Source organism: Rhizobacter sp. J219, from assembly GCF_024700055.1.
Taxonomy (GTDB): Bacteria; Pseudomonadota; Gammaproteobacteria; order Burkholderiales; family Burkholderiaceae_C; genus Rhizobacter.
In genome coordinates, this window is record NZ_JAJOND010000001.1 from 4431302 (window position 1) to 4453781 (window position 22480).

Genomic DNA, 22480 nt, shown 5'->3' on the forward strand with positions numbered 1-22480 from the left:
CGACATGCAACGACGCAGCTTTCTGAAACTCGGCGTAGGCGCTGCCGCGGTGCTCGCACTGGCCGGGGGCGGTGTTGCGCTGTTCCAGCCGGGGCTGGCCTCCGGCCGACTCACCGCCGCGGGTCGGATGGTCTTCGAAGCCGTGTCCCGTGCTGTGCTCGACGGCAGCCTGCCGCCCGCCGGAGCTGAACGACGCGCCGCGCTCGACGCGCAACTCGGGCGGCTGGACGGGGTGATCGTTGCGTTTCCGGCCTCAGTTCAATCCGAGCTGTCGCAGCTGCTAGCAATCCTGGCGACCGCACCGGGTCGCCGCCTGCTCGCGGGTCTCGCCGCCGATTGGCCCGGCGCCAGCATCGCCGAGTTGCACGCCGCTTTCGACGACATGCGCCTCTCGGACATCGCGGCACGCCAGCAGGCCTACCACGCGTTGCGCGAACTCACCAACGCGGCCTTCTACGCCGATGCCTCGGCGTGGCCTCTGCTTGGCTACCCAGGCCCGCGTCCCACATGAGCACTTCAGGCACCCACATTCCCGACCCGATCCGCGCCGGTCTGCAACGCGGCTGGCGCGTGCTCGGTGGAACGCACGGCCGTCTGCCCGCGCAGATCACCTGTGACGTGGCCATCGTCGGCAGTGGCGCTGGTGCCGGCATCACCGCCGAACTGTTGACCCAGGCCGGCCTGCAAGTCGTGCTGGTGGAAGAAGGCCCGCTCAAGAGCAGCAGCGACTTTCGCCAACTGGAGAGCGAGGCGTACCCGAGCCTCTACCAGGAGTCGGCGGGCCGCAAAACCGCCGACAAGGCCATCAACATCCTGCAGGGCCGCTGCGTCGGTGGGTCCACCACGGTCAACTGGACGAGCTCTTTCCGCACGCCCGCTGCCACATTGCAGCACTGGCAACAGCACTTCGGCCTGCTCGACTACGGCGAGGCCACCATGGCGCCCTGGTTCGCGCAAGCAGAACGGCGGCTGCACATTGCGCCGTGGCTGACGGCGGCGAATCGCAACAACGAAGTGCTGCGCGCCGGCGCTGCGCGCCTCGGCATCGCGGCTTCCGGCATCGAACGCAACGTCAAGGGCTGCTGGAACCTCGGCTCCTGCGGCATGGGGTGCCCGACGAATGCCAAGCAGTCGATGCTGGTGACGACCATCCCCACAGCCCTCGACCGTGGGGCGACGCTGCTCGTGCAGACCCGCGCGCAGGCCTTCGTGGTCGGCCACGGCTCGGTGCAATCGCTGGTGTGCACGCCGGTGTCCGACAACGGCACGCCGACCGCCGGTGCGGCGTCGACACGCATCGTCGCCCGCCATTTCGTCGTCGCCGGCGGCGCGATCAACAGCCCGGCGCTGCTGATGCGCTCGGGCGTGCCCGACCCGCATCGCCTGCTGGGCAAGCGCACCTTCCTGCACCCGGTGGTGATTTCGTCGGCCACCTTTGCCGACCGCATCGAAGCCTGGGACGGCGCCCCGCAGACGCTCTACACCGACCATTTCCTGCACACCCACCCGATCGACGGTCCGATGGGCTACAAGCTCGAGGCCCCGCCGATGCACCCGGTGATCGTGTCGACCACGCTCACCGGCCACGGCCAAGCCCAGGCCGACCTGCTGCGGCAGTTTCCGCACACCCAAGGTTTGCTGGCGCTGCTGCGCGACGGCTTCCACGCCGAGTCACCCGGTGGCAACGTGCAGCTGCGCGACGACGGCTCACCCGTGCTCGACTACCCGCTCAACGACTTTGTGATGGACGGTGCGCGCCGCGCGCTGCTGAGCATGGCCGAGATCCAGTTTGCAGCCGGCGCGCGGCAGGTCATGCCGGCACACCAGATGGCGCGCCAGTACACCCAGTGGTCGCAGGCACGCGAGGCCATCCAGGCACTGCCGATGAAACCCCTGCTCACGCGCGTGGTGAGCGCGCATGTGATGGGCGGTTGCGCCATGGCCGGCACCGAACGCCAGGGGGTCGTGGGGCCCGATGGCGCGCACTGGCAGCTGGCCAACCTCTCGGTGCACGACGGCTCGCTCTTCCCCACCAGCATCGGCGCCAATCCGCAGCTGTCGGTCTACGGTGTCGCCAACCGCCTGGCCACCGGGTTGGCCAAGCGGCTCACCGGGCAGGACGTGCGTCTGGCCGCTTAGGCCCTCCGGGTCGTTCGGAGGGCCGGGTCGCTTAGCATCGCCGCATGCTCGCTCGGCTCCAGCAGTTCATCACCCTCGGGCTCTTCACCGCCGCGATCGCCTGGGCCGCCTGGTGCCTGCAGCGCGGCGAGCCGGTGTGGGCGTGGGCGGGCGCCGCGCTGATCGTGTTTGGCTACACCGTGTTCCTCGCCGTCGAGCTGGTGCTGGTCTGGTTCGTCCATGGCGACGACCCGGCCCCCAAGGCGACGCCGCGTCAACTTCTGCGGGCCTGGTGGGCCGAGGTGCTGGCGGCGCCGCGGGTGTTTTGCTGGCAGCAGCCTTTCCGGTCCCGGCGCGAGCCCGACTACCTGCCGGCCTCACCTGGCCGCCGCGGCGTGGTGCTGGTGCATGGCTTCGTCTGCAACCGCGGCTTCTGGAACCGGTGGATGCCGCAGCTGCGGGCCCACGGTGTGCCCTACGTGGCGGTGAACCTGGAGCCGGTGTTCGGCACCATCAGCGACTACGCGCCCATCATCGACGCTGCCGTGCGTCGCCTCGAACAGGCCACCGGCCTGGCCCCCGTGCTGGTGGGTCACAGCATGGGCGGGCTGGCGATCCGGGCCTGGGCGGCGTCCATCGGCGCAGGCCACGCGCACCGCATCGTCACCATTGGCAGCCCACACCGCGGCACCTGGCTCGCCCGCTTCGGCACGACCCAAAACGCTCGCGAGATGGCACTCGGCACCGACTGGCAACGCGCGCTCGAAGCGATGGAGCCGGCGCAGCACTTTGAGCGCTTCATCTGCTTCTACAGCCACTGCGACAACGTCGTGTTCCCGGCCTCCACGGCGACACTGCCGGGTGCCGACAACCGCCACCTGGTCGGCATGGCGCACGTGCACATGGTTGACCACCCGCAGATCCTGCAGGCGGTGCTGGCCGCCGCCGGCTCCGGTCAGTAAACCTTGTCGCTCGGGAGAAGTGCTTCGGCCGCCAGTTCGCCCGCGTGCGCCACCCGCTCGTAGAGCGGCGTGAAATCGGGCGCGGTGGCCTCGAAGAGCTGCTCGAAGCCGGTGATCACGAAGTAGGTGGACTGGTAGCTGTCGATGCGGTATCGGGTGCGCATGATGCGCTCGACATCGAAGCCCAGGCGTTGCGGGGTCGTGCTCTGCACGCTGTGCCGCAACTCGCCGGCCGACGAGAGGATGCCCGCGCCGTACGCGCGCAGGCCCTGCGGTGTGGCGATCAGCCCGAACTCCACCGTGTACCAATACAGCCGCGCGAGGTACTCGCAGGCCTGCAGCCGGCTTGCCTTCAGGCCGCCGGCGCCATAGGCCTGCATGTAGTCGGCGAAGACCGGGTTGAAGAGCAGTGGCACGTGGCCGAAGAGGTCGTGGAAGACATCGGGTTCGACCACGTAGTCGAACTCCTCCGGTTTGCGGATCCACCCCGTGACCGGAAAGCGCCGCTGCGCCAGCAGCGCGAAGAAGGCTTCCTCCGGTATCAACCCCGGCACGGCCACCACCTCCCAGCCGGTGGCGCGGTGCAGGCGCTCAGACAAGGCGTCGAAGCGCGGAATGCGATGGGGTTCGCCGAGCTGCGCCACGGCGGCGATGAACTCTTCGCAGGCGAGGCCCGACAGCTGCGCCGCCTGCCGCTGGTAGAGCCGCTCGTAGAGCGCGTGTTCGTCGGGGGTGTAGCGCGACCACTGCTGTTCGCAGGTGTAGTCGGCGCGGGCGGAGGCGTAGTCGCCGCGGGGCGGGCGTGTGCCGGTGCCGTAGGTGACCGGCGCGACCCCCTGGTTGACTGCCTTGTGAGCGTTGGCCATGGTGGTTCGTGCAGACGAGAGAAGCGTAGGTTCCCGCGTGCGGCCGGTTTTGGCAAGCGGCCTGAGCGGGACTCAGCTTTCGATGTCGCGCACGAACTGCAGCGTGGCCGGCACCGACAGGTTGAGCAGTTGCGAGAGCGCCGCGATGTCGTCGGGAATCGCCGGGTTGTCCCAGCTCTCGGCGCTGTGGCGCGCCAGGCGCACGGCGAGCATCACGTTTTGCACCGACGGGTGACGGGCGTGGCGGTCGTCGGTGATGCGGATCAGCAGTTCGGGCAGGGCCCAGGCCCGCATCAGCGCTTGCTGCAGGTCGAAAAGCTGGATGTTCAGGACCTGTTGCTGGACGACGTGCGAGCGCAAGGTCGGGTCGGCCTTCTGCGCGGTGCGGATGCGCAGCGCGAGCGTGGGCGCGTGGCACCACAGCAGCATTTCGGCGAAGTCGTGCAGCAGCGTGGCCTCGTAGATCACGGCGGCATCGTGGTCCATGCGGTGTACGGCAAACGACAGTGCGAACTGCGCGGCCCGGTGGGCACGCCGCAGCACCTCACCCACCCCTTCCAGGGCTTCGGGCTCGCCGGCGAGGCGGTCTTCGATCGCCGGTTGACGTCCGAAATTGCCGAAGAAGGGCGAGATGCCCATCATCACCACCGCGGCGGTGACGGTCTCCACGTCGGTGATCAAGCGTGGCGGCCGGTGCGTCGAGGCATAGGCCAGCACCTTGAGCGTCATCAGCGGGTCGTCGGCGACCATCTCGCCGATCAGGTTGGCGTCGACGTCGTCCTCGTTGGCGCGCATCGCCTCCAGCGCGTCGGCCGTGCTGCCAAGCACCGGGATCTCGGCGTCGCGAAAGTGGGCAACCCAGGCATCCAGGTCACGCAGTGCTTGCGTGATGAACGGGGCGGGGAGGGTCGTGTCCACGTCAGGCTGGCAAGAGGTACTTCTGATTGGGTTATCGGCCGCGTGTGGCCGAGCTTGAGCCTGCGCGCGGATGGGGTCAGCGCCCGCCCAGTTTGACCTTCTGGTCGAGTCCGACTTTCTTGTTCACGAACTGCAGCGTTGCCACCTTCGACAGATCGACCTCGCCCGCCTTGTAGAGCCCCGCCTTCACCATCTGCGCATGGAAGTCGTTGATGCGCGCCTGGCTCATCGCACCGATGCCACCCTGCAACGACTCGCCGGAGTCGACGATGCCCTGCTGCTTCATCAGCGCGACCGAGGCCTCCATCTCCGCTTCCGTCATCTCGGGGTTGTCTTTCATCATCAGCGCCGCCGCGGCCTTGCGGTCGCCGTAGAGGTAGTTCACCCACCCGACGATCGACGCGTCGACGAAGCGCTGCACCAGATCCGGCTTGGCCTTGACGGTCTCGGTGCGCGCCTCGATCAGCGTCGAGTAGGTCGAGAACCCGTGGTCGGCCAGCAGGTGCACCACCGGCTTGAACTTGCCCTGGTTCTGCACGTAGATCGGTTCGGCCACCGAGTAGCCTTGCTGGATGGACTTCGGGTTCGCCAGGAAGGGCCCGAGGTTGTAGTTGTAGGGCTTGAGCACTTCGTCCTTGAAGCCGTGCGTGACCTTGAGCCACTGCCACCAGCTGAACTGCCCGTCTTTCGCGATCAGTGCGACCGGGGCATTCTTCAGCGCGGCGAAATTCTCGTAGCCCTGCCCGGGGTGGGCGATGAGGGCCTGTGGGTCCTTCTGGAACATTGCCGCCACCACGACGGTCGGCACGCCGTTCTTCACGTTGTCGAAGCTGTGCAGCAGGTTGCCGGTCATCAGGAAGTCGATGCGGCCGGCGGGCAGCAGCGGCCGGTTGTTCACCTGCGGGCCGCCTTGCTGGATGGTCACGTCCAGCCCGTACTTCTTGTAGGTGCCGTCGGCCACCGCCTGGTAGAAGCCGCCGTGCGCGGCCTGCGCCTTCCAGTTGGTCGCGAAGGTCACCTTGTCCTGGGCGAGGGCCGTGCCGCAGAGGAGGGCGCCAAGGGCGAGAGCGAGTGTGCGCATGAAGGCTCCAGAAAGAAGGGTCAGTCGGGCTTGGAAGATTCGACCGCATGCCAGCGCCCGAGCAGCACGCGCGACAGCACGTTGAAGCTCCAGAAAATCAGCACGCCGGTCAGCACAAGCAGCAGCAGGGCGGCAAACATCTTGGGCGTCTCGGTGCGGAAGCTGGCTTCGAGGATGCGCGACGCGAGCCCTGTTTCGCGGCCCGCGGCACCGGCCACCATCTCGGCCGTGACCGCGCCGATCAGGCTCAGGCCGCCGGAGATTTTCAGCCCCGCCACGAAGTAGGGCAAGGCGCTCGGCACCAGGAGCCAGCGCAGGCGCTGCAGCGGCGTGGCACGGTAGAGGCGGAAGAGGTCGCGCAGTTGCGGGTCGGCGGCACGCAGTCCGATGACGGTGTTGGAGAGGATGGGGAAGAAGGCGACGATCCACGCGCACAGCAGGAGTGCCGCGGTCGTGCTCTCGACGTAGATGAGGATCAGCGGCGCCACCGCCACGATGGGTGTGACCTGCAGCACCACCGCGATCGGGAACAGCGCCCGCTCCACCGGCCGCGACAGCGCGAACACCGCCGCGATCAGCACACCGCCGGCGCAGGCCAGCAGCAGCGCCCCGAAGGTGATCTTGAGCGTGAACCACCAACTCGCCGCCAGCGAGCCGAGGTTGGCGATGAGCGTCTGCAGCACGAGGCTCGGCGCGGGCAGGGTGTAGTGCGGGATGTGGGCCAGCCGCACCAGCGCCTCCCAGGCGGCGACGAGCGCCAGCAGCGTCAACACCGGGAGTGCACGCTGCATCCGCCGGCTCCTCAACCGGCAGCCGGCGTGGCTTCGAGCGTCTGCCCGATGCGGCCGCACAGCTCGAGAAAGTGCGCCGAGCGGCGAAACGCCGGGCTGCGCGGATAAGGCTCATCGACGACCACCTCGTCGACCACCCGCCCCGGCCGAGCGCCCATCACCAGCACACGCTGGCTCAGGTACACCGCTTCGTAGATGCTGTGCGTGACGAAGAGCACCGCCAGCGTGCCGGCCAGCCACCAGCGCAGCAGGTCGTCGTTGAGCTTCTGGCGGGTGAACTCGTCGAGCGCGGCAAAGGGCTCGTCCATCAGCAGCACCCGTGGTTGCGCCACCAGGGCCCGCGCGATCGAGGCGCGCATCTTCATGCCGCCGGAGAGTTCGGCCGGGTAGGCGTGGGCGAAATCGGCCAGGCCCACCAGGCGGAGCACCCCGGCGACCCGTTCGGCCGCCTGCGCCCGCGACAGGCCGCCGATGCGCAGCGGCAGCCACACGTTGTCGAACACGCTGGCCCAGGGCATCAGCGTCGCGTCCTGGAACACGCAGGCGGTGTCGGCCGCGCCGTTCACGCCCAGCGCCGGCGCCGACACCGTGCCGGCGGTCGGCGTGTCGAGCCCCGCGACCAGCCGCAGCACGCTGCTCTTGCCGCAACCCGACGGGCCCAAGAGCGAGACAAACTCGTGCGGCCCCACACCGAGCGACACGTCGTGCAGCGCCAAGACCCCATTGGCGTAGCGTTTGTCGACGTGGTCCAGCGAGAGCAGGGGCAGCATGCCCGCGAGTTTGCCTGCGTTTGCCGGCACACCCGCCGTGCCGCGCTACAGCCGTTTCACGCCGGGCAGGTGGCCGATCAGGTGGCCGTCAAGGTAGAGCGCGCCTTCGGGGGCGCTGGCGTCGGCGTAGAACTCCAGCGTCTCGGGCAGCAGGGGCAAGGTGGGTGCTGCGGGCTCGGCCACCCGGTGGGCCATGCGGGCGAGAGCGCGGCTGGCACCGCGCAAGGCGGTCGCGGCCAGGCGGCGCAGGGGGTGGGCGGCGGGGCGGTGCGCGTCGTCGGCGCTCCACGTGACGAGTCTCAGGTGGGTCATGGCGATGTCCTTCAGGCACGGCCCGCGTGTGGCGGGCCAGGGGTCATGGGCTGTCCTTGCGGGGGTCGAGCTGCGCCAGGGTCTGGCGTACGTCCTGGCGCGATCGTTGGCGCAGCGCACCGGTGCTCGGTCGGTGGCTGCCGGCGCGGCGAACGCGGGCGGCGGTGGCAAACGGGTTGCGCGGCTTCGGTGTGACGACGGTGAACTTCATGAGAGGCTCCTTTGCGGACGACGACAGGACGACAGTCCGCACGAACAAAACAAAACGGCCCGGGGCGTAAGACGCAACCCGGGCCGTGAGAGGCTCTTCTGCCAAGAGCGCTCAGGGAGACGGCGGCCTGGGTGGCTCCACCATGACGATGGCTGCACCGGCAACGCGCGATCGGCGTGGGGTCGGATGGCAGGCGGGTTTCGGCATGGCGTTCCGGTGGGGGGTTGATCGGTGGGGTGTCGCTGCGGTACGGGCAGGCCCCGCAACTTGCGCAAATGATAAACAGTTGATTATCTTGCGCAAGAGGTGTTGCTCACCTTTTTCTAGGGGGTCAACGCTTGCGCTTCAGTGGCGCCACACCCGACTGGCTGCGCAGCCAGAGGTCGTGGGGGTCGTCTGCCGGGGCCGGCTTCTTCGGTGCCGCACTCGGCGCCGGCGGTGCCGGTGCCAGCACTTCGCCCAGCAGGTCGAGCAGTCGCGTGCGGGCGCGCTGCGGGTGGCGGCGGTAGTAGGTGAGGACCAGGCCGACGATGAAGCGCTCGTCGTCGTCCTGCGGCAGGCCAGGGGCCTGTTCGGGCTCGGCCGGCGAGGCGGCGCCGGCCGTGGCGTCGTGAACTTCGTCCATCCAGCCCAGGGGCTTGTGGCTCAGCTGCTCGAACTGGCGTGCGAGCCGTTCGCCGATCTGCCGCGAGCGGCCCTTGATCTGACTCCAGTAGCTGGGCTGGATCTGCAGCCGCTCCGCAAAACGGCGTTCCAGGCCGCGCAAGGTGGCGGCATCGGCGTGTTTGACGGTGGCGTGCACGAACTCGTCGAACAGCGCCAATGCGTTGTCCAGGCGGATCTGCGCCACGTCGTGGTGGGCGGACAGCATGGGCCGCGATGATAAATCTTTGTTGAGCATCGGCTTCCTAGAATGGGCGCCAGCTCCTGCACTTCAAGGCATACACCCATGACCACCCTCGGCACCCCGCTCTCCCCGTCGGCCACGAAAGTCATGCTGCTGGGAAGCGGCGAACTGGGCAAGGAGGTGCTGATCGCGCTGCAGCGCCTGGGCGTGGAGACCATCGCCGTCGACCGCTACGAGCATGCGCCGGGCCACCAGGTGGCGCACCACGCTCGCACCATCACGATGAGCGACCCGGATCAGCTGAAGGCGCTGATCGAGGCCGAACGGCCGCACCTGGTGGTGCCCGAGATCGAGGCCATCGCCACACCCATGCTGGAAGAGCTGGAGGCCGCTGGCACCGTGCGCGTGATCCCCACCGCCCGAGCCGCCCGGCTCACGATGGACCGCGAAGGCATCCGCCGCCTGGCGGCCGAAACACTGAGGCTGCCCACCAGCCCCTATGTCTTTTGCGATTCGCTTCAGGAGCTGCAGGCGGCCATTGACCGGGGCATCGGCTACCCCTGCATCGTCAAGCCCGTGATGAGCAGCTCCGGCAAAGGCCAGAGCAAGATCGACGGCCCGGCCGAGGTGCAGAAGGCCTGGGACTACGCCATGGCCGGCGGCCGTGTCAGCCACGGACGTGTGATCGTCGAAGGCTTCATCGACTTCGACTACGAGATCACCCAGCTCACCGTCCGGGCCCTCGGCGCCGACGGTCGTGTCGAGACCCATTTCTGCGACCCGATCGGCCACATCCAGGTCAGCGGCGACTATGTGGAAAGCTGGCAGCCGCACCCGATGTCGCCGGTGGCACTGCAGCGCTCGCGCGAGATCGCGAAGGCCGTGACCGACAACCTCGGTGGCCAGGGGCTGTTCGGCGTGGAGCTTTTCGTGAAAGGCGAGCAGGTCTGGTTCAGCGAGGTCAGCCCTCGACCGCACGACACCGGCATGGTCACCATGATCACGCAGTGGCAGAACGAGTTCGAGCTGCACGCCCGCGCCATCCTCGGCCTGCCGGTCAGCACGGCGCTCAAGAGCCCAGGGGCGAGTGCGGTGATCTACGGTGGCGTAGACGCGTCTGGCATCGCCTTCGACGGGGTCGACAAGGCCCTGCGCGTGCCCCAGACCGAGCTGCGCCTCTTCGGCAAGCCCGAAAGCTTCACCAAGCGCCGCATGGGCGTGGCGCTTGCCTTCGATGCCGACGTCGAAGTCGCGCGCCGGCACGCCAAGGCGGCGGCCGCCACCGTGCGGCCGCGTCGGGCCTGAGCTGTTGCTTCGCAACACGGATTCGCGGGTCAGCGCGCACTTTGTCACGGCGCCTTGAGCCGTCGACACTGACAAGCCGGCCCGGCGTCGTTACCCTCGATGTCTTGCGCAGCGCCAACCCGCACATGACGGTGCGCGCTGCGGGGGAAGGGGCAACGATGGACGTGATGGGCATTGCGACGGCGCTGATCGCCGGCCTGGTGGGGGCCGCGCTGGGCGCCGCCGTGACGTGGCGCGTCATCGGCCTGCGGGCCGCGGCACGCCACACGCGGCTGGTGGCGGCCGCGCGCGAGCAGGTCGCGGCCAGCACGCAGAACCTGCGTGCCGTGAACGCACGGCTGCAGGCCGAACTCGAAAAAGAGAAGCTTGCGGCGCGCGAGCGCCAGGCTGCCTTCGCCGCCGAGCAGCGCTCGTCGGTCACGCGCCTCGAAGGCCAGCTGCGTTTCGCCTACGCCGAGATCGACCGCCTCAACGCGGCCGCACGCGGTGGCGGCGCCATGCCGGCCGATGGCGTGACCGACGGCAGCGGCTTTGCGCTCACCCGCCCGTTCGAGCGCTGAACCCACGGCTCAGGCCCCGTGTTCTCACCTCTTCGCGTGAGGCGATTGCCGAACCCCCTTTGATAAACTTCGACCCCCGCCAAACGGGCCGTGCCAGCGCAAGCGCCACGCCCAACACCGACCGATTCCACGCATGACTTCCACCCAAACCGAGCTTCAGCGCGAAGTGGCTGCGCTGCTCGTCGAAGCGCTCAACCTCGAGACCGCGCCCGAGACGATCGAACCGCAGGCCCCGCTCTACGGCGAAGGCCTGGGGCTGGATTCGATCGACATCCTGGAAGTCGCTCTGGTCGTGTCGCAGCGTTATGGCTTCCAGCTGCGCTCGGACGACCAGGACAACGTGCGCATCTTCACCTCGCTGGCCAGCCTGACCGACCACATCGCCGCCAACCGCACCAAGTGAGGTGAGTGGCATGCAAGTCCGAGTTGCCGCGCGTGTCGGTCTGGTGCTGTTGGTGGGGTTGGCCTATGTGCTGGCCTCGCACTGGCTGATGACGCAGACCGAGGCCTCGGCCTGGAACGTCGTCGGCGTGCTGTCGCCGATGCTCGTCATCGTCGGCCTGGGTGCCTGGCGCAGTGGCCACAACGGCGTGGCCCTGTGCGTGGTGCTGGCGCTCGCCGCCTTGTGCGTGCAGGCGATGCTCGACATCCGCGTCACCTCGCATGCGCTCTACCTGCTGCAGCACGCGGGCATCAATTTCTTCCTCGCGCTTTTCTTCGGCAGCACGCTGCGCCCGGGGCGCACCTCGATCATCACCTCGGTGGCGCAGCGGGTGCACGGCAAGGACCTGCCGCCGGCGCACTTCGCCTACACCCGCCAGGTGACCAAGGCCTGGACCATCTTCTTCCTCGTGATCGTTGCCATCTCGCTGGTGCTCTTCTTCGGCTTCAGCTTCGACACCTGGGCCATCTTCGCCAACCTCGTGACCCCGATCGCCACCGGCGCGATGTTCATCGGCGAGTATTCGCTGCGCTATCGCCTGCACCCGGAATTCGCGCGCTCCACCGTGGCGGATGCGATCAACGCCTACATGAACAACGGGAAACCAGCGGCGCCGTCCAAGGTGCCGCAGTGAGCAGGACGACGCCACTGCTGTGGGGCGGCGACCTCGACGCGCCTCTGGCCTGGCGCCACGGCGAGCCGCTCTCGCGCCGCCAGTACCTCGCCGACGTGCAGGCCCTGGCCGCACGCTTGCCCGAGCGTGGCGCCATGCTCAACCTCACCGGCGACCGCTACCTCTTTGCCGTCGGCCTGGGTGCGGCGATGGTGCGGGGGCAGTGCAGCCTGCTGCCGCCCAATTTCACGCCCGACATGGTCGAGCGCCTGAGCGCACTCTTCCCTGGCACCTACGCCCTGACCGACCATGACGGCATCGCTCCCGCCCTGACCACCCTTCGCCATGCCGATGGCCGGGCGCCGATTCCAGCGCGGCAGACCGTGCCCGAGATCGACGAGTCGGCCATCGCCGTGCAGGTGCTGACGTCCGGCTCCACCGGCGCGCCAGTACCTCACCCCAAGGCCTGGGGCTACCTGCGCCTGGGCGTGGAAGCCGAAGCCCGGCGCCTGGCCGAGCAGATGGGACTGCAGAGCTTCGTCGGGGTGACGCTCGTGGCCACCGTGCCTGCGCAGCACATGTACGGCTTCGAGTCGAGCGTGCTGCTGTCGCTGCTGGCCGGGGCGACAGTCGACACCGAGCGGCCGTTCTACCCCGCCGACATCGCCGCCGCGCTGGCGCGCGCGCCGCGCCCGCGCATGCTGGTGACGACGCCATTCCACTTGAAGTCATTGCTCGAATCGGGTGTCGACCTGCCGGCGATCGACCTCACGCTGTGCGCCACCGCGCCGCTGTCGCCGCAGCTCGCCGCGCGGGCCGAAGCCGGCCTCGCGGCGCCGCTGATGGAGATCTACGGCTCCACCGAAACCGGCCAGGTCGCCACGCGCCGCACCGTGCAAGGCGCCGAGTGGACCACCTTCGACGGCGTGCACCTCACGGGCGACGGCGATGCCAGCGTCGCGCAGGGCGGCCACGTGCCGCAACCGACCACGTTGGCCGACGTGCTCGAAGTCATGCGCCCGACGAGTTTTCGCCTGCTCGGCCGCTCCAACGACCTCATCAACATCGCCGGCAAGCGCAGCTCGCTCGGCCACCTCAACTACCACCTGAACGGCATCGAGGGCGTGCTCGATGGGGCGTTCTGGCTGCCGCACGAGGCGCCTGACGGCGTGGTGCGCCTGGTCGCGTTCGTCGTCGCACCGGACGTGTCGGCCGACGAGATCCACAAGCGCGTGATCGCCGAGATGCGCCTGCGCGTCGACCCGGCGTTCCTGCCGCGCCGTGTGGTGCAGGTGCCCGAGCTGCCGCGAGTGCAGGGTACCGGCAAGCTGCCGACCAGCGCCTTCGCGGCGTGGGCGGAGCAGGTGCTGGCAAAGGCCTCGCGCCGCTGAGCCGCGTCTCTTTCGCTGCGAGCGCTCCGGTGGACGTTTTCATTCCCCTCGACCATCCGGCGTTTGCCGGGCATTTCCCCGGACAGCCGCTGTTGCCGGGCGTCTCGTTGCTGGCCGAAGTGCTCGAAGCCGTGCTGCGCGACCCGGCGCTTTCCGCGCAGATCGGCCCGGCGCCGCGCCTCGGGGCGGCCAAGTTCCTCTCGCCGGTGCGCCCCGGCAGCACCTTGTCGATCCGCTTCACCGAAAGCGCCACGGCCCTGCGGTTCGAGGTCACGGTGGCCGAGCGCGCCGTCGCCTCCGGCCATTTCGAACGCGCGCCATGACCGAGCAGACCAAACCCGGCGTCAAGGCGGACTGGGCGACCGAGCCCGAGCGCAGCCACATGTGGGCGCTGACGCTGATCCGCTGGATCGCCACCGGCGCCGGCCGCACGCTGACGCGGCTGCTGCTGCACCCGATCGCGCTCTACTTCGTGCTCACCAACGGCAAGGCCCGGCGCGCCTCGAAGGACTACCTTGCCCGCGCGCTCAAGCGCCCGGCAACCTTTGCCGACGTGTACCGCCATGTGCACGCCTTCGCCTCGACCGTGCTCGACCGCATCTACTTTCTGCAGGAGCGCTACGAGCTCTTCGACGTGCGGGTGACGAACGGCGACGTGATCCACCTTCCGCTGCAGCAGGGCGAAGGGGTCATCACCATCGGCGCCCACCTCGGCAGCTTCGAGGCCATGCGCGCCGGCGGCGAAAAGCGCGGCGAGCGTGTGGCGATGCTCATGTACGAGAACAACGCCCGCATGATCAACGCCATGCTGGCGGCGGTCGCGCCCAAGGCCCGGCTGCACACCATCGCGCTCGGCCAGGCCGGGGCGATGCTCAACCTGCGGCGCTTCCTCGATGGCGGCGGCATCGCCGGCATGCTGGGCGATCGCACCCTGCCGGGCGCCGCCGGCCGCACGCACACCTACTGGCTCGATTTCCTCGGCCGCCCGGCGCCGTTTTCCGATGGCCCTTTCCGCCTGGCGGCGATGCTCAAGCGGCGTGTGGTCTTCAGCGCCGGGCTCTACCATGGCGGCAACCGCTACGAGCTGGTGTTCGCCGAGCTGGCCGATTTCAGCGCGCTCACGAACGAGCCGCGCGAGGTGGTCGACCAGCGGGTGCGCGAAGCGTTGGAGCGCTATGTGCGCCGGATCGAGGCCGCCTGCGTTGAGTCTCCGTACAACTGGTTCAATTTCTACGATTTCTGGGCTGCTGCCGATGCGACTTCCTCGCCTGCTTCCTGAGCTCGGGCTTGCCCTGCTGCTGGCCTTGCCGCTGCAGGCCCATGCCTTCGGCCTGCCCGAGCTCGCCCGCCTGATGTCGCAGGTCAAGAGCGGTGAGGCGGTGTTCACCGAAAAGCGCTCGGTGGCCATGCTGGAGCGCACGCTCGAATCGTCGGGCCGCCTCACCTTCGCCGCACCCGACACCTTTGTGCGCGAAACCGTGAAACCCCGCCCGGAGAAGGTGGCGGTCGTGGGCAACCAGCTCACCCTCACGTCCGGCAACCGCACCCGCACGCTTCGGCTCGACGCCGTGCCCGAAGCGGCGGTGATGGTCGAGGCCATCCGCGGCACGCTCACCGGAAACCGCCAGGCCATCGAGCGCAACTTCGTCGCCACCGTCTCCGGCCAGCCGCAGCGCTGGACGATGGACTCATGCCCCTTGAGCCGCAGGTGCGCGAGCTGGTGCGCTCGGTGCAGATCGCCGGCCAGCAGTCGTGGGTGCGTGAAGTGACCGTCGTGATGGCCGACGGCGACCGCTCGGTGATGAGCATCGAGCAGGTCTCGTCCGTGCCTTCGTCAGCCCCTCGCCCGGCCGCGAGCGCCCCGAATTGAACGCCGACGCAGGGGGCAGCGTGCAGCGCGCCACGGCCCTGCTGCGCCGCGGCGTGCTGGTGGTGTGGCTGGCCTGCGTGGCCGCGGCCATCGCCATTGCGGCGCGCACGCACTACGTGGCCGATTTGTCGGCCTTCCTGCCGTCCACCCCGAGCGCCGAGCAGGCGGTGCTGCTCGACCAGCTGCGCAGCGGCGTGGCCGCGCGGCTGGTGCTGATCGGACTGGAAGGCGGCACGCCGGCCGCCCGGCAGGCGGCCTCGCGGCAGCTGGCGCAGGCCTTGCGCCAAGGCGGGCTCTTCGACGCCGTGCACAACGGCGACAACACCCAGTTCGAAGCCACCGGCAAGTTCCTCTTCGAGCACCGCTACCTGCTGAGCCCGGCGGTCGATGCGCAGCGGTTCACGGTCGAGGGCCTGAAGGCCGGCATCGACGACACCACCTCGCTGCTCGGCACGCCCGCCGGTGCGCTGATCAAGCCGGTGATCCTGCGCGACCCGACCGGCGAGACCATTCGCATGGCCGAGGTGATGTTGCCGGCGCAGTCGCCTCGCATGGACGGCGGCGTCTGGGTGTCGCGAGACGGCCAGCGTGCGGTGCTGCTGGCCACCACCCGCGCCGACGGCGCCGACCTCGATGGCCAGGAGCGTGCGCTGGCGCAGGTGCGCGAGCGTTTCGGCGCGCTCAAGGCCGAAGGCGTGACGCTGCTGCTCACGGGCCCGGCGAGCTTTTCCGTCGGCTCGCGCGAAAAGATCAAGCGCGAGGTCGAGATGCTGGCGCTGGCCGGCGGCGTGGCCATCGTCGGCATCCTGCTGTTCTCGTTCGGCGGCTCGCTGCGCACGCTGCTGGTCGCGGTGCTGCCGGTCGCCTGCGGGGTGCTCGCCGGGGTGGCGGCGGTGAGCCTCGCCTTCGGCAACGTGCACGGCATGACGCTCGGTTTCGGCACCACGCTCATCGGCGAGGCGGTCGACTACGCGATCTACTACCTCATCCAGGCGCGAACGCGCCCCGGCGCACCAAGGGGCGACGGGGCGCGGCGCTGGACGGCCGACAACTGGCCCACCGTGCGCCTGGGGCTGTGGACGTCCATCTGCGGCTTCGCCGCGCTGCTGTTCTCGGGGTTTCCGGGGCTGGCGCAGCTGGGCCTCTTCTCGGTGGCCGGTCTGGCGGCGGCGGCCCTGACGACCCGTTATGTCTACACCGTGATCGTCCCCGATGGCGCGCCCGGCATCGGCATGCGCCGCCGGCTGGGCGAGGCCGTTGGTCGCTGCAGCGAGGTGCTGCCGCGCTTGCGCTGGCCGCTGGCGGCGCTGACGCTGGCCGCTGCCGCGGCGCTGGCGTGGTGGCCCTCGGCCTGGGACGCCAACCTCGCCTCGCTCAACCCGGTGGGGCCGGAGCAGATCAAGCTCGACGAAGCCTTGCGCCAGGAGATCGGCGCCTCCGACAACGGCACCATCGTCGCGGTGGCCGCGGCCGACGAGGCTGGTGTGCTGGCCCAGGCCGAAGCCGCCGGCCAGCGGCTTGACACGCTGGTCGCCTCGGGCGCGATCGGCGGCTACGAATCGCCGGCCCGGTTGCTGCCCAGCCCTGCCACGCAGCAGCGCCGCCGCGACGCGCTGCCCGAGCCGGCGGTGCTGGCCGCCAACCTCGAACAGGCGACCGCCGACGGCCCGCTGCCGGCGCGTCGCCTGCAGGCCTTCCTGGCCGACGTGCAGACCGCACGCACCCAGCCGCCGCTCACCCTCGCTTCGCTGCAGGGCACGCCGCTCGCCGCGGCGCTGGCCGCGCAGGTGCTGCCGGGCGATGCGCGAGAGGGGGCACACGCCCCTGGCGTGCGTTGCTGCGGGTGCAGCCCGGGGCCTCGGGCCAGGTCGACGTCGCGCCCCTGCGCGCCGCACTCGCCGACCTGCCCGGCACCCACGTGGTCAACATCGCCGACGAGGTCAGCGCGCTCTACGCCCGTTACCTGAAAGAAGCGCTGGTGCAGGCGCTGCTCGGGGCGCTGGCGGTGTGCGTGCTGCTGGCGCTGCACCTGCGCTCGTGGCGGCGCCTGCTGCGCATCGCCCAACCGGTGGCCGCCGCGGTGCTGCTGGTGCTCGCCGTGACGACCGGGCTGGGGGTCGCGCTCGGCATCCTGCACCTGGTGGGCCTGCTGTTGACGGTGGCCATCGGCTCCAACTACGCGCTCTTCTTCGACCAGATCCGTGCCCAGCAGGAGGCCCAGCCGCCCGGCACGCCGTTCGTGGTCGACACCGACACGCTCGCGTCGCTCGCGCTGGCCAACATCACTGCCGGCATTTCGTTCCTGCTGCTGGCGTTTTCGAGCATCCCGGTGCTGTCGGCGGTGGGCCAGGTCGTGGCCCCGGGGATCCTGCTGAGCCTGCTGCTGTCGGCGGCCTTCATTCCCCGCCGGCAACCGTGAATTCAGCCTGAACCCTTGCGGGCTTTCCACGGGAGCCCCTGTGCAAAAATCGCCAGCCGGCTGCGCCCCTGTGCGGGCCGTCTCCCGCCCACGCCTCCGACCACGTCTTCCGCTTGTTGCGCATGCAGTCCTCCACGCCTTTGACGCACCCGTCCGGCCCCGTGCGCTGGCATGGCCCAGTGCTGGTCAAGGCCAGCCTGGCCTGCCATGTGGGCGCGGTACTGGCGGTGGTCGTCGAATCGGCCCTGTGGCCGTGGGCGGCAGGCCTGGTGGTGCTGGACCACCTGCTGCTGGTCTTCGGCGTGCTCAGCCCGCGCTCCAGCTGGCTGGGCGCCAACATGCGCCGACTGCCCGACGCGGCGGTGCGCCGGCGCGAAGTGGCCCTCACCCTCGACGACGGCCCCGACCCACAGGTCACCCCGGTCGTGCTGGACCTGCTCGACGCCTACGGCGCCAAGGTCACCTTCTTCTGCATCGGCGAACAGGCCGCACGCCACCCTCAGCTGGTGCGCGAGATCCTCGCGCGGGGCCACAGCGTGCAGAACCACACCCATCGCCACTCGCACACCTTCTCGTTCAACGGCCCGGAGCGTGCTGCGCAGGAGGTCGATCGCTCGCAGGACACGCTGGCCCGGCTCACCGGCGAGCGGCCGCAGTTCTTCCGGGCGCCGGCGGGCTTTCGCAACATGTTCCTCGCGCCGGTGTTGCACGAGCGTGGCCTGCGGCTCGTGAGCTGGACACGCCGTGGCTTCGACACCGTGCGCCGCGATCCGGCCGACGTGCTTGATCGCCTGACGCGCAAGCTCGGCCCCGGCGACATCCTGCTGCTGCATGACCGCGGCTCGGCCCGGGCGGCCAGCGGCAAGCCGGTGGTGCTGGAAGTGCTGCCCAAGTTGCTGCAACGCCTGCAGCAGCTGAACCTGAAAGCGGTGACCTTGCCGCAGGCCATGGAGACCGACGCATGAGCGCCGTGATGGGCACGAGCCCGCGCAAGACCCCGAATCCCTGGGCTGCCCTGCTCGACGCGGCGAGCCAGCCCTACCGCAAGGCCGGCCTCTTCGCCTGGCGCTTTGCGCGTGGCAAGCTCGGCCAGGACCCGGTGTTTCGCTACCTGCTCCGACAGGGCCTGATCGCACCCAAGGCACGCGTGCTCGACATCGGCTGCGGGCAGGGTCTGCTGGCCAGCCTGCTGTGCGCCAGCCACGCCCTCAGCCAAGAGGGACGCTGGCCTGCCGAGTGGGCCCCGGCGCCTTCAGCGGCACGTGTCACCGGCATCGAGCTGATGCCGCGCGATGTGGAGCGTGCCCAGGCGGCGGTGGGCGACGTGGCCGATTTCATTTGCGGGGACATGCGCTACACGCCGTTTCCCGAGGTCGATGCGGTGGTCATCCTCGACGTGCTGCACTACGTGACCGTGCCCGAGCAGAACGACGTCCTGGCGCGCGTGCGCCGCGCGCTGCCACCCGGCGGCGTGCTGCTGCTGCGGGTGGGCGATGCGGCGTCGCGACACCGCTTCATGATCAGCCAGTGGGTCGATGCGGCGGTGATCTGGGCGCGTGGTCATCGTGTCTTGCCGGTCTACGGGCGCACACTGGCCGAATGGATCGCCCAGCTCGAATCGCTGGGCTTCGAGGTGCGCAGCGAACCCATGAGCCAGGGGACTCCGTTCGCCAATGTTCTGCTCGTTGCGAAGGTTGCCTCCTGATGAATCCTGTTGCCATTTCGGCCTACACCGTCAGCTCCGCCCTTGGGCTCGGGCTCGAGGCCACGCTGGCCGCGCTGCGCGACACCCGCAGTGGTCTGGCGCCGGTCAAGTTCCTCGACCTGCCGCTGCCCACCTGGGTCGGCGAGGTGCCGGGCGTCGACGCGGTGCAGCTGCCCGCGCCGCTGGCCGATTTCGATTGCCGCAACAACCGCCTCGCGTGGCTGGGCCTCGCGCAGGACGGGTTCCTCGACGCCGTGGCCGCCGCACGGGCGCGCTGGGGCGCCGAGCGCGTCGGCGTGTTCCTCGGCACCAGCACCTCGGGCCTGTTGCAGACCGAGCTGGCCTACCGCCGCCGCGGGCCCGACGGGGCGCTGCCGGCCGACTTCCTCTACGGACCCACGCAAAACACCTACTCGGTCGGCGCCTTCGCGGTGCAGGCGCTCGATCTGCACGGCCCGAGCTGGGTGGTCTCGACCGCCTGTTCGTCGAGCGCCAAGGTGTTCGGCACCGCGGCGCGGCTGATGCAGCTCGGGCTCATCGACGCGGCGGTGGTGGGCGGGGTCGACAGCCTGTGCCTCACCACGCTCTACGGCTTCAACTCGCTGGAGCTGCTGTCCGACGAGATCTGCCGGCCGTGGGATGGTGCGCGCAAGGGCCTGTCGATCGGCGAGGCCGCGGCGTTTGCGCTGCTGGAGCGCGAGACCGACCACCCGCAAGGCTGGCTGCTCGGCGTGGGCGAGAGCAACGACGGCTACCACATGAGCACGCCGCACCCCGAAGGCGCCGGCGCCATCGCCGCGATGCGCGGCGCGCTGGCCTCGGCCGGCCTGCAACCCGGCGACATCGACTACATCAACCTGCACGGCACGGCCACGCCGAGCAACGACGCGGCCGAAGACAACGCGGTGCGCCAGGTGTTCGGCACGGCCACCCCGGCCAGTTCCACCAAGGGCGCTACCGGCCACACGCTGGGCGCTGCCGGCGGTGTGGAGGCGGCGATCTCGCTGCTGGCCCTGCAGCACGGCCTGATGCCGGCCGGCCTCAACGTGCGCGACCGAGACGCCACGCTGCAGCTCGACTACCTGCGCACCAACCGTGAAGCGCGGCTGAAGCACGTGCTGTCCAACTCCTTCGGCTTCGGTGGCTCCAATGCCAGCCTGGTGTTCGGGAGGGCGGCATGAGCACCCCCCGCAAGGGCATGCAGGTCTGGGTGCAGGGCGTTGGCCTGCTCGGGCCGGGCCTCACGAACTGGGCGACCTCGCAGGCGGTGCTGCGCGGCGACGCACCCCACGCCAGCACGCCGACGGTGTTGCCGCCGCCGGCCCGGCTGCCGGCCGCCGAGCGCCGCCGTGCCGGCAGTGCGGTGAAGCTCGCGATGGCGGTGGCCGACGAGGCCGTGGCCGCCGCGCAGGTCGACGCCAGCACGCTCGCAACCGTCTTCACCTCGTCGAGCGGCGAATGCGCCAACTGCCACGCCTTGTGCGAGGCGCTGGCGATGCCGGAGCCGGTGGTGTCGCCCACGCGCTTCACCAACTCGGTCCACAACGCGTCGTCGGGCGCTTGGCACATCGCGGTGGGCAGCCGCGCCTCGTCGACCAGCGTCTGTGCCTTCAACGGCAGCTTCGGCGCCGGCCTGATCGAAGCGGCGGCGAGTGTCTGCCTCGACGGCCAGCCGGCGCTGCTGGTGGCGAGCGACTCTCCCTACCCCGAGCCGCTGCACAGCGCGCGGCCGCTGCCGGATCACTTCGGCGCGGCACTGCTGCTGTCGCCGGCGCGCACGGCGCAGTCGCTCGCCTCGCTGACGGTGCACCTGACCGCCGGTGAACCACCGGCAGGCGCGATGGCCGATGCCTCGCTCGATGCACTGCGCCGTGTCATCCCCGCCGCGGCAGCGCTGCCGCTGCTGGTGGCGCTGGCCCAGGGTCGGCCGCAGCAGGGCCTGGTGCTCGACTACCTGCCGGGCACGACCCTGCGGCTCGACATCGAACCCGTGCACACGTCGTGAGCCAGACGCTCGACCGTACCGGCATCGCCGCGCTGATCCCCCACAGCGGCAGCATGTGCCTGCTGGCGCGCCTGCAGTCGTGGGACGCGCAGCGCATCGCCTGCATGGCCACCAACCACCGCGACGCCGAACATCCGCTGCGCACCGCGAGCGGTCTCATGTCACCGTGTGCGATCGAGTACGCGGCGCAGGCGATGGCCCTTCACGGCGCGCTGATCGGGCAGGACGCGGGCACCATCGCAAGCCCCGGCTTCCTGGCCAGCGCACGTGGCGTGCAACTGCACGTGCTGCGGCTCGACGACCTGCCGCCGGCCGAGGTGGACGAGCCCACATCGAAGCCACCCGCCAGAGCGGCGATGCGCGCCAGATCCTCTACAGCTTCCAGGTCCGCCACGCCGGCCGCATGCTCGCCGAAGGGCGGGCCGCGGTCGTGCTCAACACGCCTTTGCCCGTGTCGTCGGGCGTTCCGATTCCACCCGTATGAACACTTCCGCTCGCAAACGCGCTCTCGTCACGGGAGGCAGTGGCGACCTCGGCCGCGCCATCGCCCTGCGCCTGGCGCGTGATGGCCTGCATGTGATCGTGCATGCGAACAGCCGCCTCACCGTGGCGCAAGACGTGGTCGCGCAGATCGAAGCGACCGGTGGCAGCGGCGAGGCGGTGGCCTTCAACGTGGCCGACCGCGAGGCCGCCCAGGCGGCGCTTGCCAAGCTGCTCGAAGGCGGGCCGGTGCAGGTACTCGTCAACAACGCCGGCACGCACGACGATGCGGCCTTCCCGGCGCTGAGCGAGCAGCAGTGGCAAGGCGTGATCGACGTCTCGCTCAACGGCTTCTTCCACGTCACGCAACCGCTCACGATGCCGATGATCCGCACGCGCTTCGGGCGCATCGTCAACATCTCGTCCGTCGCTTCGATCACCGGCAACCGCGGCCAGGTGAACTACGCGGCGGCGAAGGGCGCGCTCAACAGCGCGACCAAGGCCTTGTCGCTGGAATCGCGAGCCGCGGCATCACGGTCAACGCGGTGGCACCCGGCATCATCGATTCGGGCATGGCCGAAGGCAGCTTCGACAAGGACATGATCGATCGCATGGTGCCGATGAAGCGCGCCGGCCGCGCCGACGAAGTGGCGGCGCTGGTGTCGTTCCTCGCGAGCGCGGAAGCCGGCTACATCACCGGCCAGGTGATCTCGATCAACGGCGGGATGGCCTGACCTGATGACAGCCCTCGTCTGGTGAGCACATCAGACGATCCCCTGATGGGATGCGGGCCGGCTTGGGAGCGGCCCGGTGC

At 69.8% G+C, this 22480-nt stretch carries 26 protein-coding genes and 1 pseudogene; 19 read left to right on the top strand and 8 right to left on the bottom strand.

The features are described 5' to 3' along the window. Nucleotides 1-4: 4 nt before the first annotated feature. From LRS03_RS21020 to LRS03_RS21030, 3 genes are read left to right on the top strand one after another with little or no spacing between them, the layout of a single operon-like run. Complete coding sequence (locus LRS03_RS21020) at nt 5-511, top strand: hypothetical protein (RefSeq protein WP_257827886.1); 507 nt, start codon at nt 5-7, stop codon at nt 509-511. Beyond that, nucleotides 508-2139 (top strand): GMC family oxidoreductase, encoded by a 1632-nt coding sequence (locus LRS03_RS21025; RefSeq protein ID WP_257827887.1) that lies wholly within the window; start codon nt 508-510, stop codon nt 2137-2139. The genes LRS03_RS21020 and LRS03_RS21025 overlap by 4 nt, the downstream gene beginning before the upstream one ends. A gap of 44 nt (nt 2140-2183) precedes the next feature. After that, the gene (locus LRS03_RS21030; RefSeq protein WP_257827888.1) at nt 2184-3080 is read left to right on the top strand and encodes an esterase/lipase family protein; all 897 of its coding nucleotides are present in this window, start codon (nt 2184-2186) and stop codon (nt 3078-3080) included. On the opposite strand, the gene phhA is transcribed toward LRS03_RS21030, so the two are convergent. The 8 genes from phhA to LRS03_RS21070 form a co-directional block, all read right to left on the bottom strand. After that, complete coding sequence (gene phhA, locus LRS03_RS21035; protein ID WP_257827889.1) at nt 3074-3946, bottom strand: phenylalanine 4-monooxygenase; 873 nt, start codon at nt 3944-3946, stop codon at nt 3074-3076. The genes LRS03_RS21030 and phhA overlap by 7 nt on opposite strands. 72 nt (nt 3947-4018) lie before the next feature. After that, entirely contained in the window at nt 4019-4864 is an 846-nt protein-coding gene (locus LRS03_RS21040; protein WP_257827890.1) for an HDOD domain-containing protein, read from the bottom strand. A gap of 76 nt (nt 4865-4940) precedes the next feature. Then, nucleotides 4941-5945, bottom strand: a complete 1005-nt coding sequence (locus LRS03_RS21045; protein ID WP_257827891.1) for an ABC transporter substrate-binding protein — start codon at nt 5943-5945, stop codon at nt 4941-4943. 20 nt (nt 5946-5965) lie between these two features. After that, complete coding sequence (locus LRS03_RS21050) at nt 5966-6736, bottom strand: ABC transporter permease (RefSeq protein WP_257827901.1); 771 nt, start codon at nt 6734-6736, stop codon at nt 5966-5968. A gap of 11 nt (nt 6737-6747) precedes the next feature. Further along, nucleotides 6748-7506, bottom strand: a complete 759-nt coding sequence (locus tag LRS03_RS21055) for an ABC transporter ATP-binding protein (RefSeq protein ID WP_257827902.1) — start codon at nt 7504-7506, stop codon at nt 6748-6750. A 45-nt stretch (nt 7507-7551) separates the two neighbouring features. Next, complete coding sequence (locus tag LRS03_RS21060) at nt 7552-7818, bottom strand: hypothetical protein (protein ID WP_257827903.1); 267 nt, start codon at nt 7816-7818, stop codon at nt 7552-7554. Nucleotides 7819-7861: 43 nt separating this feature from the next. Continuing rightward, nucleotides 7862-8029: a hypothetical protein gene (locus tag LRS03_RS21065; protein ID WP_257827904.1), complete on the bottom strand. Its 168-nt coding sequence runs from the start codon at nt 8027-8029 to the stop codon at nt 7862-7864. 331 nt (nt 8030-8360) lie between these two features. Next, nucleotides 8361-8900, bottom strand: coding sequence for a hypothetical protein (locus tag LRS03_RS21070; RefSeq protein WP_257827907.1), 540 nt, complete (start codon nt 8898-8900; stop codon nt 8361-8363). 78 nt (nt 8901-8978) lie between these two features. Between LRS03_RS21070 and purT the strand changes: the two genes are divergently transcribed. From purT to fabG, 16 genes and pseudogenes are all read left to right on the top strand, one after another. Next, nucleotides 8979-10181: a formate-dependent phosphoribosylglycinamide formyltransferase gene (gene purT / locus LRS03_RS21075; RefSeq protein WP_257827909.1), complete on the top strand. Its 1203-nt coding sequence runs from the start codon at nt 8979-8981 to the stop codon at nt 10179-10181. A 104-nt stretch (nt 10182-10285) separates the two neighbouring features. Beyond that, nucleotides 10286-10741 carry a hypothetical protein gene (locus tag LRS03_RS21080; protein WP_257827911.1) on the top strand — a complete coding sequence of 152 codons (456 nt, stop codon included), beginning with the start codon at nt 10286-10288 and terminating at the stop codon, nt 10739-10741. Nucleotides 10742-10874: 133 nt separating this feature from the next. Then, on the top strand, nt 10875-11144 hold the full coding sequence (locus LRS03_RS21085; protein ID WP_257827912.1) for a phosphopantetheine-binding protein: 270 nt from the start codon (nt 10875-10877) through the stop codon (nt 11142-11144). Nucleotides 11145-11154: 10 nt separating this feature from the next. After that, nucleotides 11155-11817, top strand: a complete 663-nt coding sequence (locus tag LRS03_RS21090; RefSeq protein WP_257827915.1) for a COG4648 family protein — start codon at nt 11155-11157, stop codon at nt 11815-11817. Then, nucleotides 11814-13187 carry an AMP-binding protein gene (locus tag LRS03_RS21095; RefSeq protein ID WP_257827917.1) on the top strand — a complete coding sequence of 458 codons (1374 nt, stop codon included), beginning with the start codon at nt 11814-11816 and terminating at the stop codon, nt 13185-13187. Before LRS03_RS21090 ends, LRS03_RS21095 begins: the two co-directional genes overlap by 4 nt. A 29-nt stretch (nt 13188-13216) precedes the next feature. Further along, a complete protein-coding gene (locus LRS03_RS21100; RefSeq protein WP_257827918.1) occupies nt 13217-13510 on the top strand; it encodes an ApeI family dehydratase in 294 nt (97 codons plus the stop codon). Continuing rightward, nucleotides 13507-14466, top strand: a complete 960-nt coding sequence (locus LRS03_RS21105) for a lysophospholipid acyltransferase family protein (protein WP_257827919.1) — start codon at nt 13507-13509, stop codon at nt 14464-14466. The genes LRS03_RS21100 and LRS03_RS21105 overlap by 4 nt, the downstream gene beginning before the upstream one ends. Then, nucleotides 14441-14956, top strand: a complete 516-nt coding sequence (locus tag LRS03_RS21110) for a LolA-related protein (protein ID WP_257827921.1) — start codon at nt 14441-14443, stop codon at nt 14954-14956. The genes LRS03_RS21105 and LRS03_RS21110 overlap by 26 nt, the downstream gene beginning before the upstream one ends. Before the next feature lie 97 nt (nt 14957-15053). After that, complete coding sequence (locus LRS03_RS21115) at nt 15054-17024, top strand: MMPL family transporter (RefSeq protein ID WP_257827923.1); 1971 nt, start codon at nt 15054-15056, stop codon at nt 17022-17024. Then, nucleotides 16976-17476, top strand: coding sequence for an MMPL family transporter (locus LRS03_RS21120; RefSeq protein ID WP_257827925.1), 501 nt, complete (start codon nt 16976-16978; stop codon nt 17474-17476). Before LRS03_RS21115 ends, LRS03_RS21120 begins: the two co-directional genes overlap by 49 nt. Before the next feature lie 140 nt (nt 17477-17616). After that, nucleotides 17617-18441 carry a polysaccharide deacetylase family protein gene (locus LRS03_RS21125; RefSeq protein ID WP_257827927.1) on the top strand — a complete coding sequence of 275 codons (825 nt, stop codon included), beginning with the start codon at nt 17617-17619 and terminating at the stop codon, nt 18439-18441. Continuing rightward, on the top strand, nt 18438-19181 hold the full coding sequence (locus LRS03_RS21130) for an SAM-dependent methyltransferase (RefSeq protein ID WP_257827937.1): 744 nt from the start codon (nt 18438-18440) through the stop codon (nt 19179-19181). Before LRS03_RS21125 ends, LRS03_RS21130 begins: the two co-directional genes overlap by 4 nt. After that, nucleotides 19181-20362 carry a beta-ketoacyl-[acyl-carrier-protein] synthase family protein gene (locus LRS03_RS21135; protein WP_257827938.1) on the top strand — a complete coding sequence of 394 codons (1182 nt, stop codon included), beginning with the start codon at nt 19181-19183 and terminating at the stop codon, nt 20360-20362. Before LRS03_RS21130 ends, LRS03_RS21135 begins: the two co-directional genes overlap by 1 nt. After that, nucleotides 20359-21186: a beta-ketoacyl synthase chain length factor gene (locus tag LRS03_RS21140; protein ID WP_257827940.1), complete on the top strand. Its 828-nt coding sequence runs from the start codon at nt 20359-20361 to the stop codon at nt 21184-21186. Before LRS03_RS21135 ends, LRS03_RS21140 begins: the two co-directional genes overlap by 4 nt. Further along, nucleotides 21183-21752: a hotdog family protein gene (locus LRS03_RS21145; RefSeq protein WP_257827942.1), complete on the top strand. Its 570-nt coding sequence runs from the start codon at nt 21183-21185 to the stop codon at nt 21750-21752. The genes LRS03_RS21140 and LRS03_RS21145 overlap by 4 nt, the downstream gene beginning before the upstream one ends. After that, nucleotides 21667-22400: pseudogene (gene fabG, locus LRS03_RS21150) on the top strand (3-oxoacyl-ACP reductase FabG). The gene LRS03_RS21145 and the pseudogene fabG overlap by 86 nt, the downstream one beginning before the upstream one ends. Nucleotides 22401-22480 lie beyond the last annotated feature (80 nt).

What these genes read in the sequence shown, in the direction of transcription:
- LRS03_RS21020 (WP_257827886.1), top strand. Translation starts at nt 5, where the DNA reads ATGCAACGACGCAGCTTTCTGAAACTCGGCGTAGGCGCTGCCGCGGTG.
- LRS03_RS21070 (WP_257827907.1), bottom strand. Translation starts at nt 8,900, where the DNA reads ATGCTGTCCGCCCACCACGACGTGGCGCAGATCCGCCTGGACAACGCA.
- phhA (WP_257827889.1), bottom strand. Translation starts at nt 3,946, where the DNA reads ATGGCCAACGCTCACAAGGCAGTCAACCAGGGGGTCGCGCCGGTCACC.
- LRS03_RS21135 (WP_257827938.1), top strand. Translation starts at nt 19,181, where the DNA reads ATGAATCCTGTTGCCATTTCGGCCTACACCGTCAGCTCCGCCCTTGGG.
- LRS03_RS21085 (WP_257827912.1), top strand. Translation starts at nt 10,875, where the DNA reads ATGACTTCCACCCAAACCGAGCTTCAGCGCGAAGTGGCTGCGCTGCTC.
- LRS03_RS21025 (WP_257827887.1), top strand. Translation starts at nt 508, where the DNA reads ATGAGCACTTCAGGCACCCACATTCCCGACCCGATCCGCGCCGGTCTG.
- LRS03_RS21105 (WP_257827919.1), top strand. Translation starts at nt 13,507, where the DNA reads ATGACCGAGCAGACCAAACCCGGCGTCAAGGCGGACTGGGCGACCGAG.
- LRS03_RS21055 (WP_257827902.1), bottom strand. Translation starts at nt 7,506, where the DNA reads ATGCTGCCCCTGCTCTCGCTGGACCACGTCGACAAACGCTACGCCAAT.
- purT (WP_257827909.1), top strand. Translation starts at nt 8,979, where the DNA reads ATGACCACCCTCGGCACCCCGCTCTCCCCGTCGGCCACGAAAGTCATG.
- LRS03_RS21060 (WP_257827903.1), bottom strand. Translation starts at nt 7,818, where the DNA reads ATGACCCACCTGAGACTCGTCACGTGGAGCGCCGACGACGCGCACCGC.
- LRS03_RS21090 (WP_257827915.1), top strand. Translation starts at nt 11,155, where the DNA reads ATGCAAGTCCGAGTTGCCGCGCGTGTCGGTCTGGTGCTGTTGGTGGGG.
- LRS03_RS21130 (WP_257827937.1), top strand. Translation starts at nt 18,438, where the DNA reads ATGAGCGCCGTGATGGGCACGAGCCCGCGCAAGACCCCGAATCCCTGG.
- LRS03_RS21045 (WP_257827891.1), bottom strand. Translation starts at nt 5,945, where the DNA reads ATGCGCACACTCGCTCTCGCCCTTGGCGCCCTCCTCTGCGGCACGGCC.
- LRS03_RS21030 (WP_257827888.1), top strand. Translation starts at nt 2,184, where the DNA reads ATGCTCGCTCGGCTCCAGCAGTTCATCACCCTCGGGCTCTTCACCGCC.
- LRS03_RS21065 (WP_257827904.1), bottom strand. Translation starts at nt 8,029, where the DNA reads ATGAAGTTCACCGTCGTCACACCGAAGCCGCGCAACCCGTTTGCCACC.
- LRS03_RS21140 (WP_257827940.1), top strand. Translation starts at nt 20,359, where the DNA reads ATGAGCACCCCCCGCAAGGGCATGCAGGTCTGGGTGCAGGGCGTTGGC.
- LRS03_RS21050 (WP_257827901.1), bottom strand. Translation starts at nt 6,736, where the DNA reads ATGCAGCGTGCACTCCCGGTGTTGACGCTGCTGGCGCTCGTCGCCGCC.
- LRS03_RS21110 (WP_257827921.1), top strand. Translation starts at nt 14,441, where the DNA reads ATGCGACTTCCTCGCCTGCTTCCTGAGCTCGGGCTTGCCCTGCTGCTG.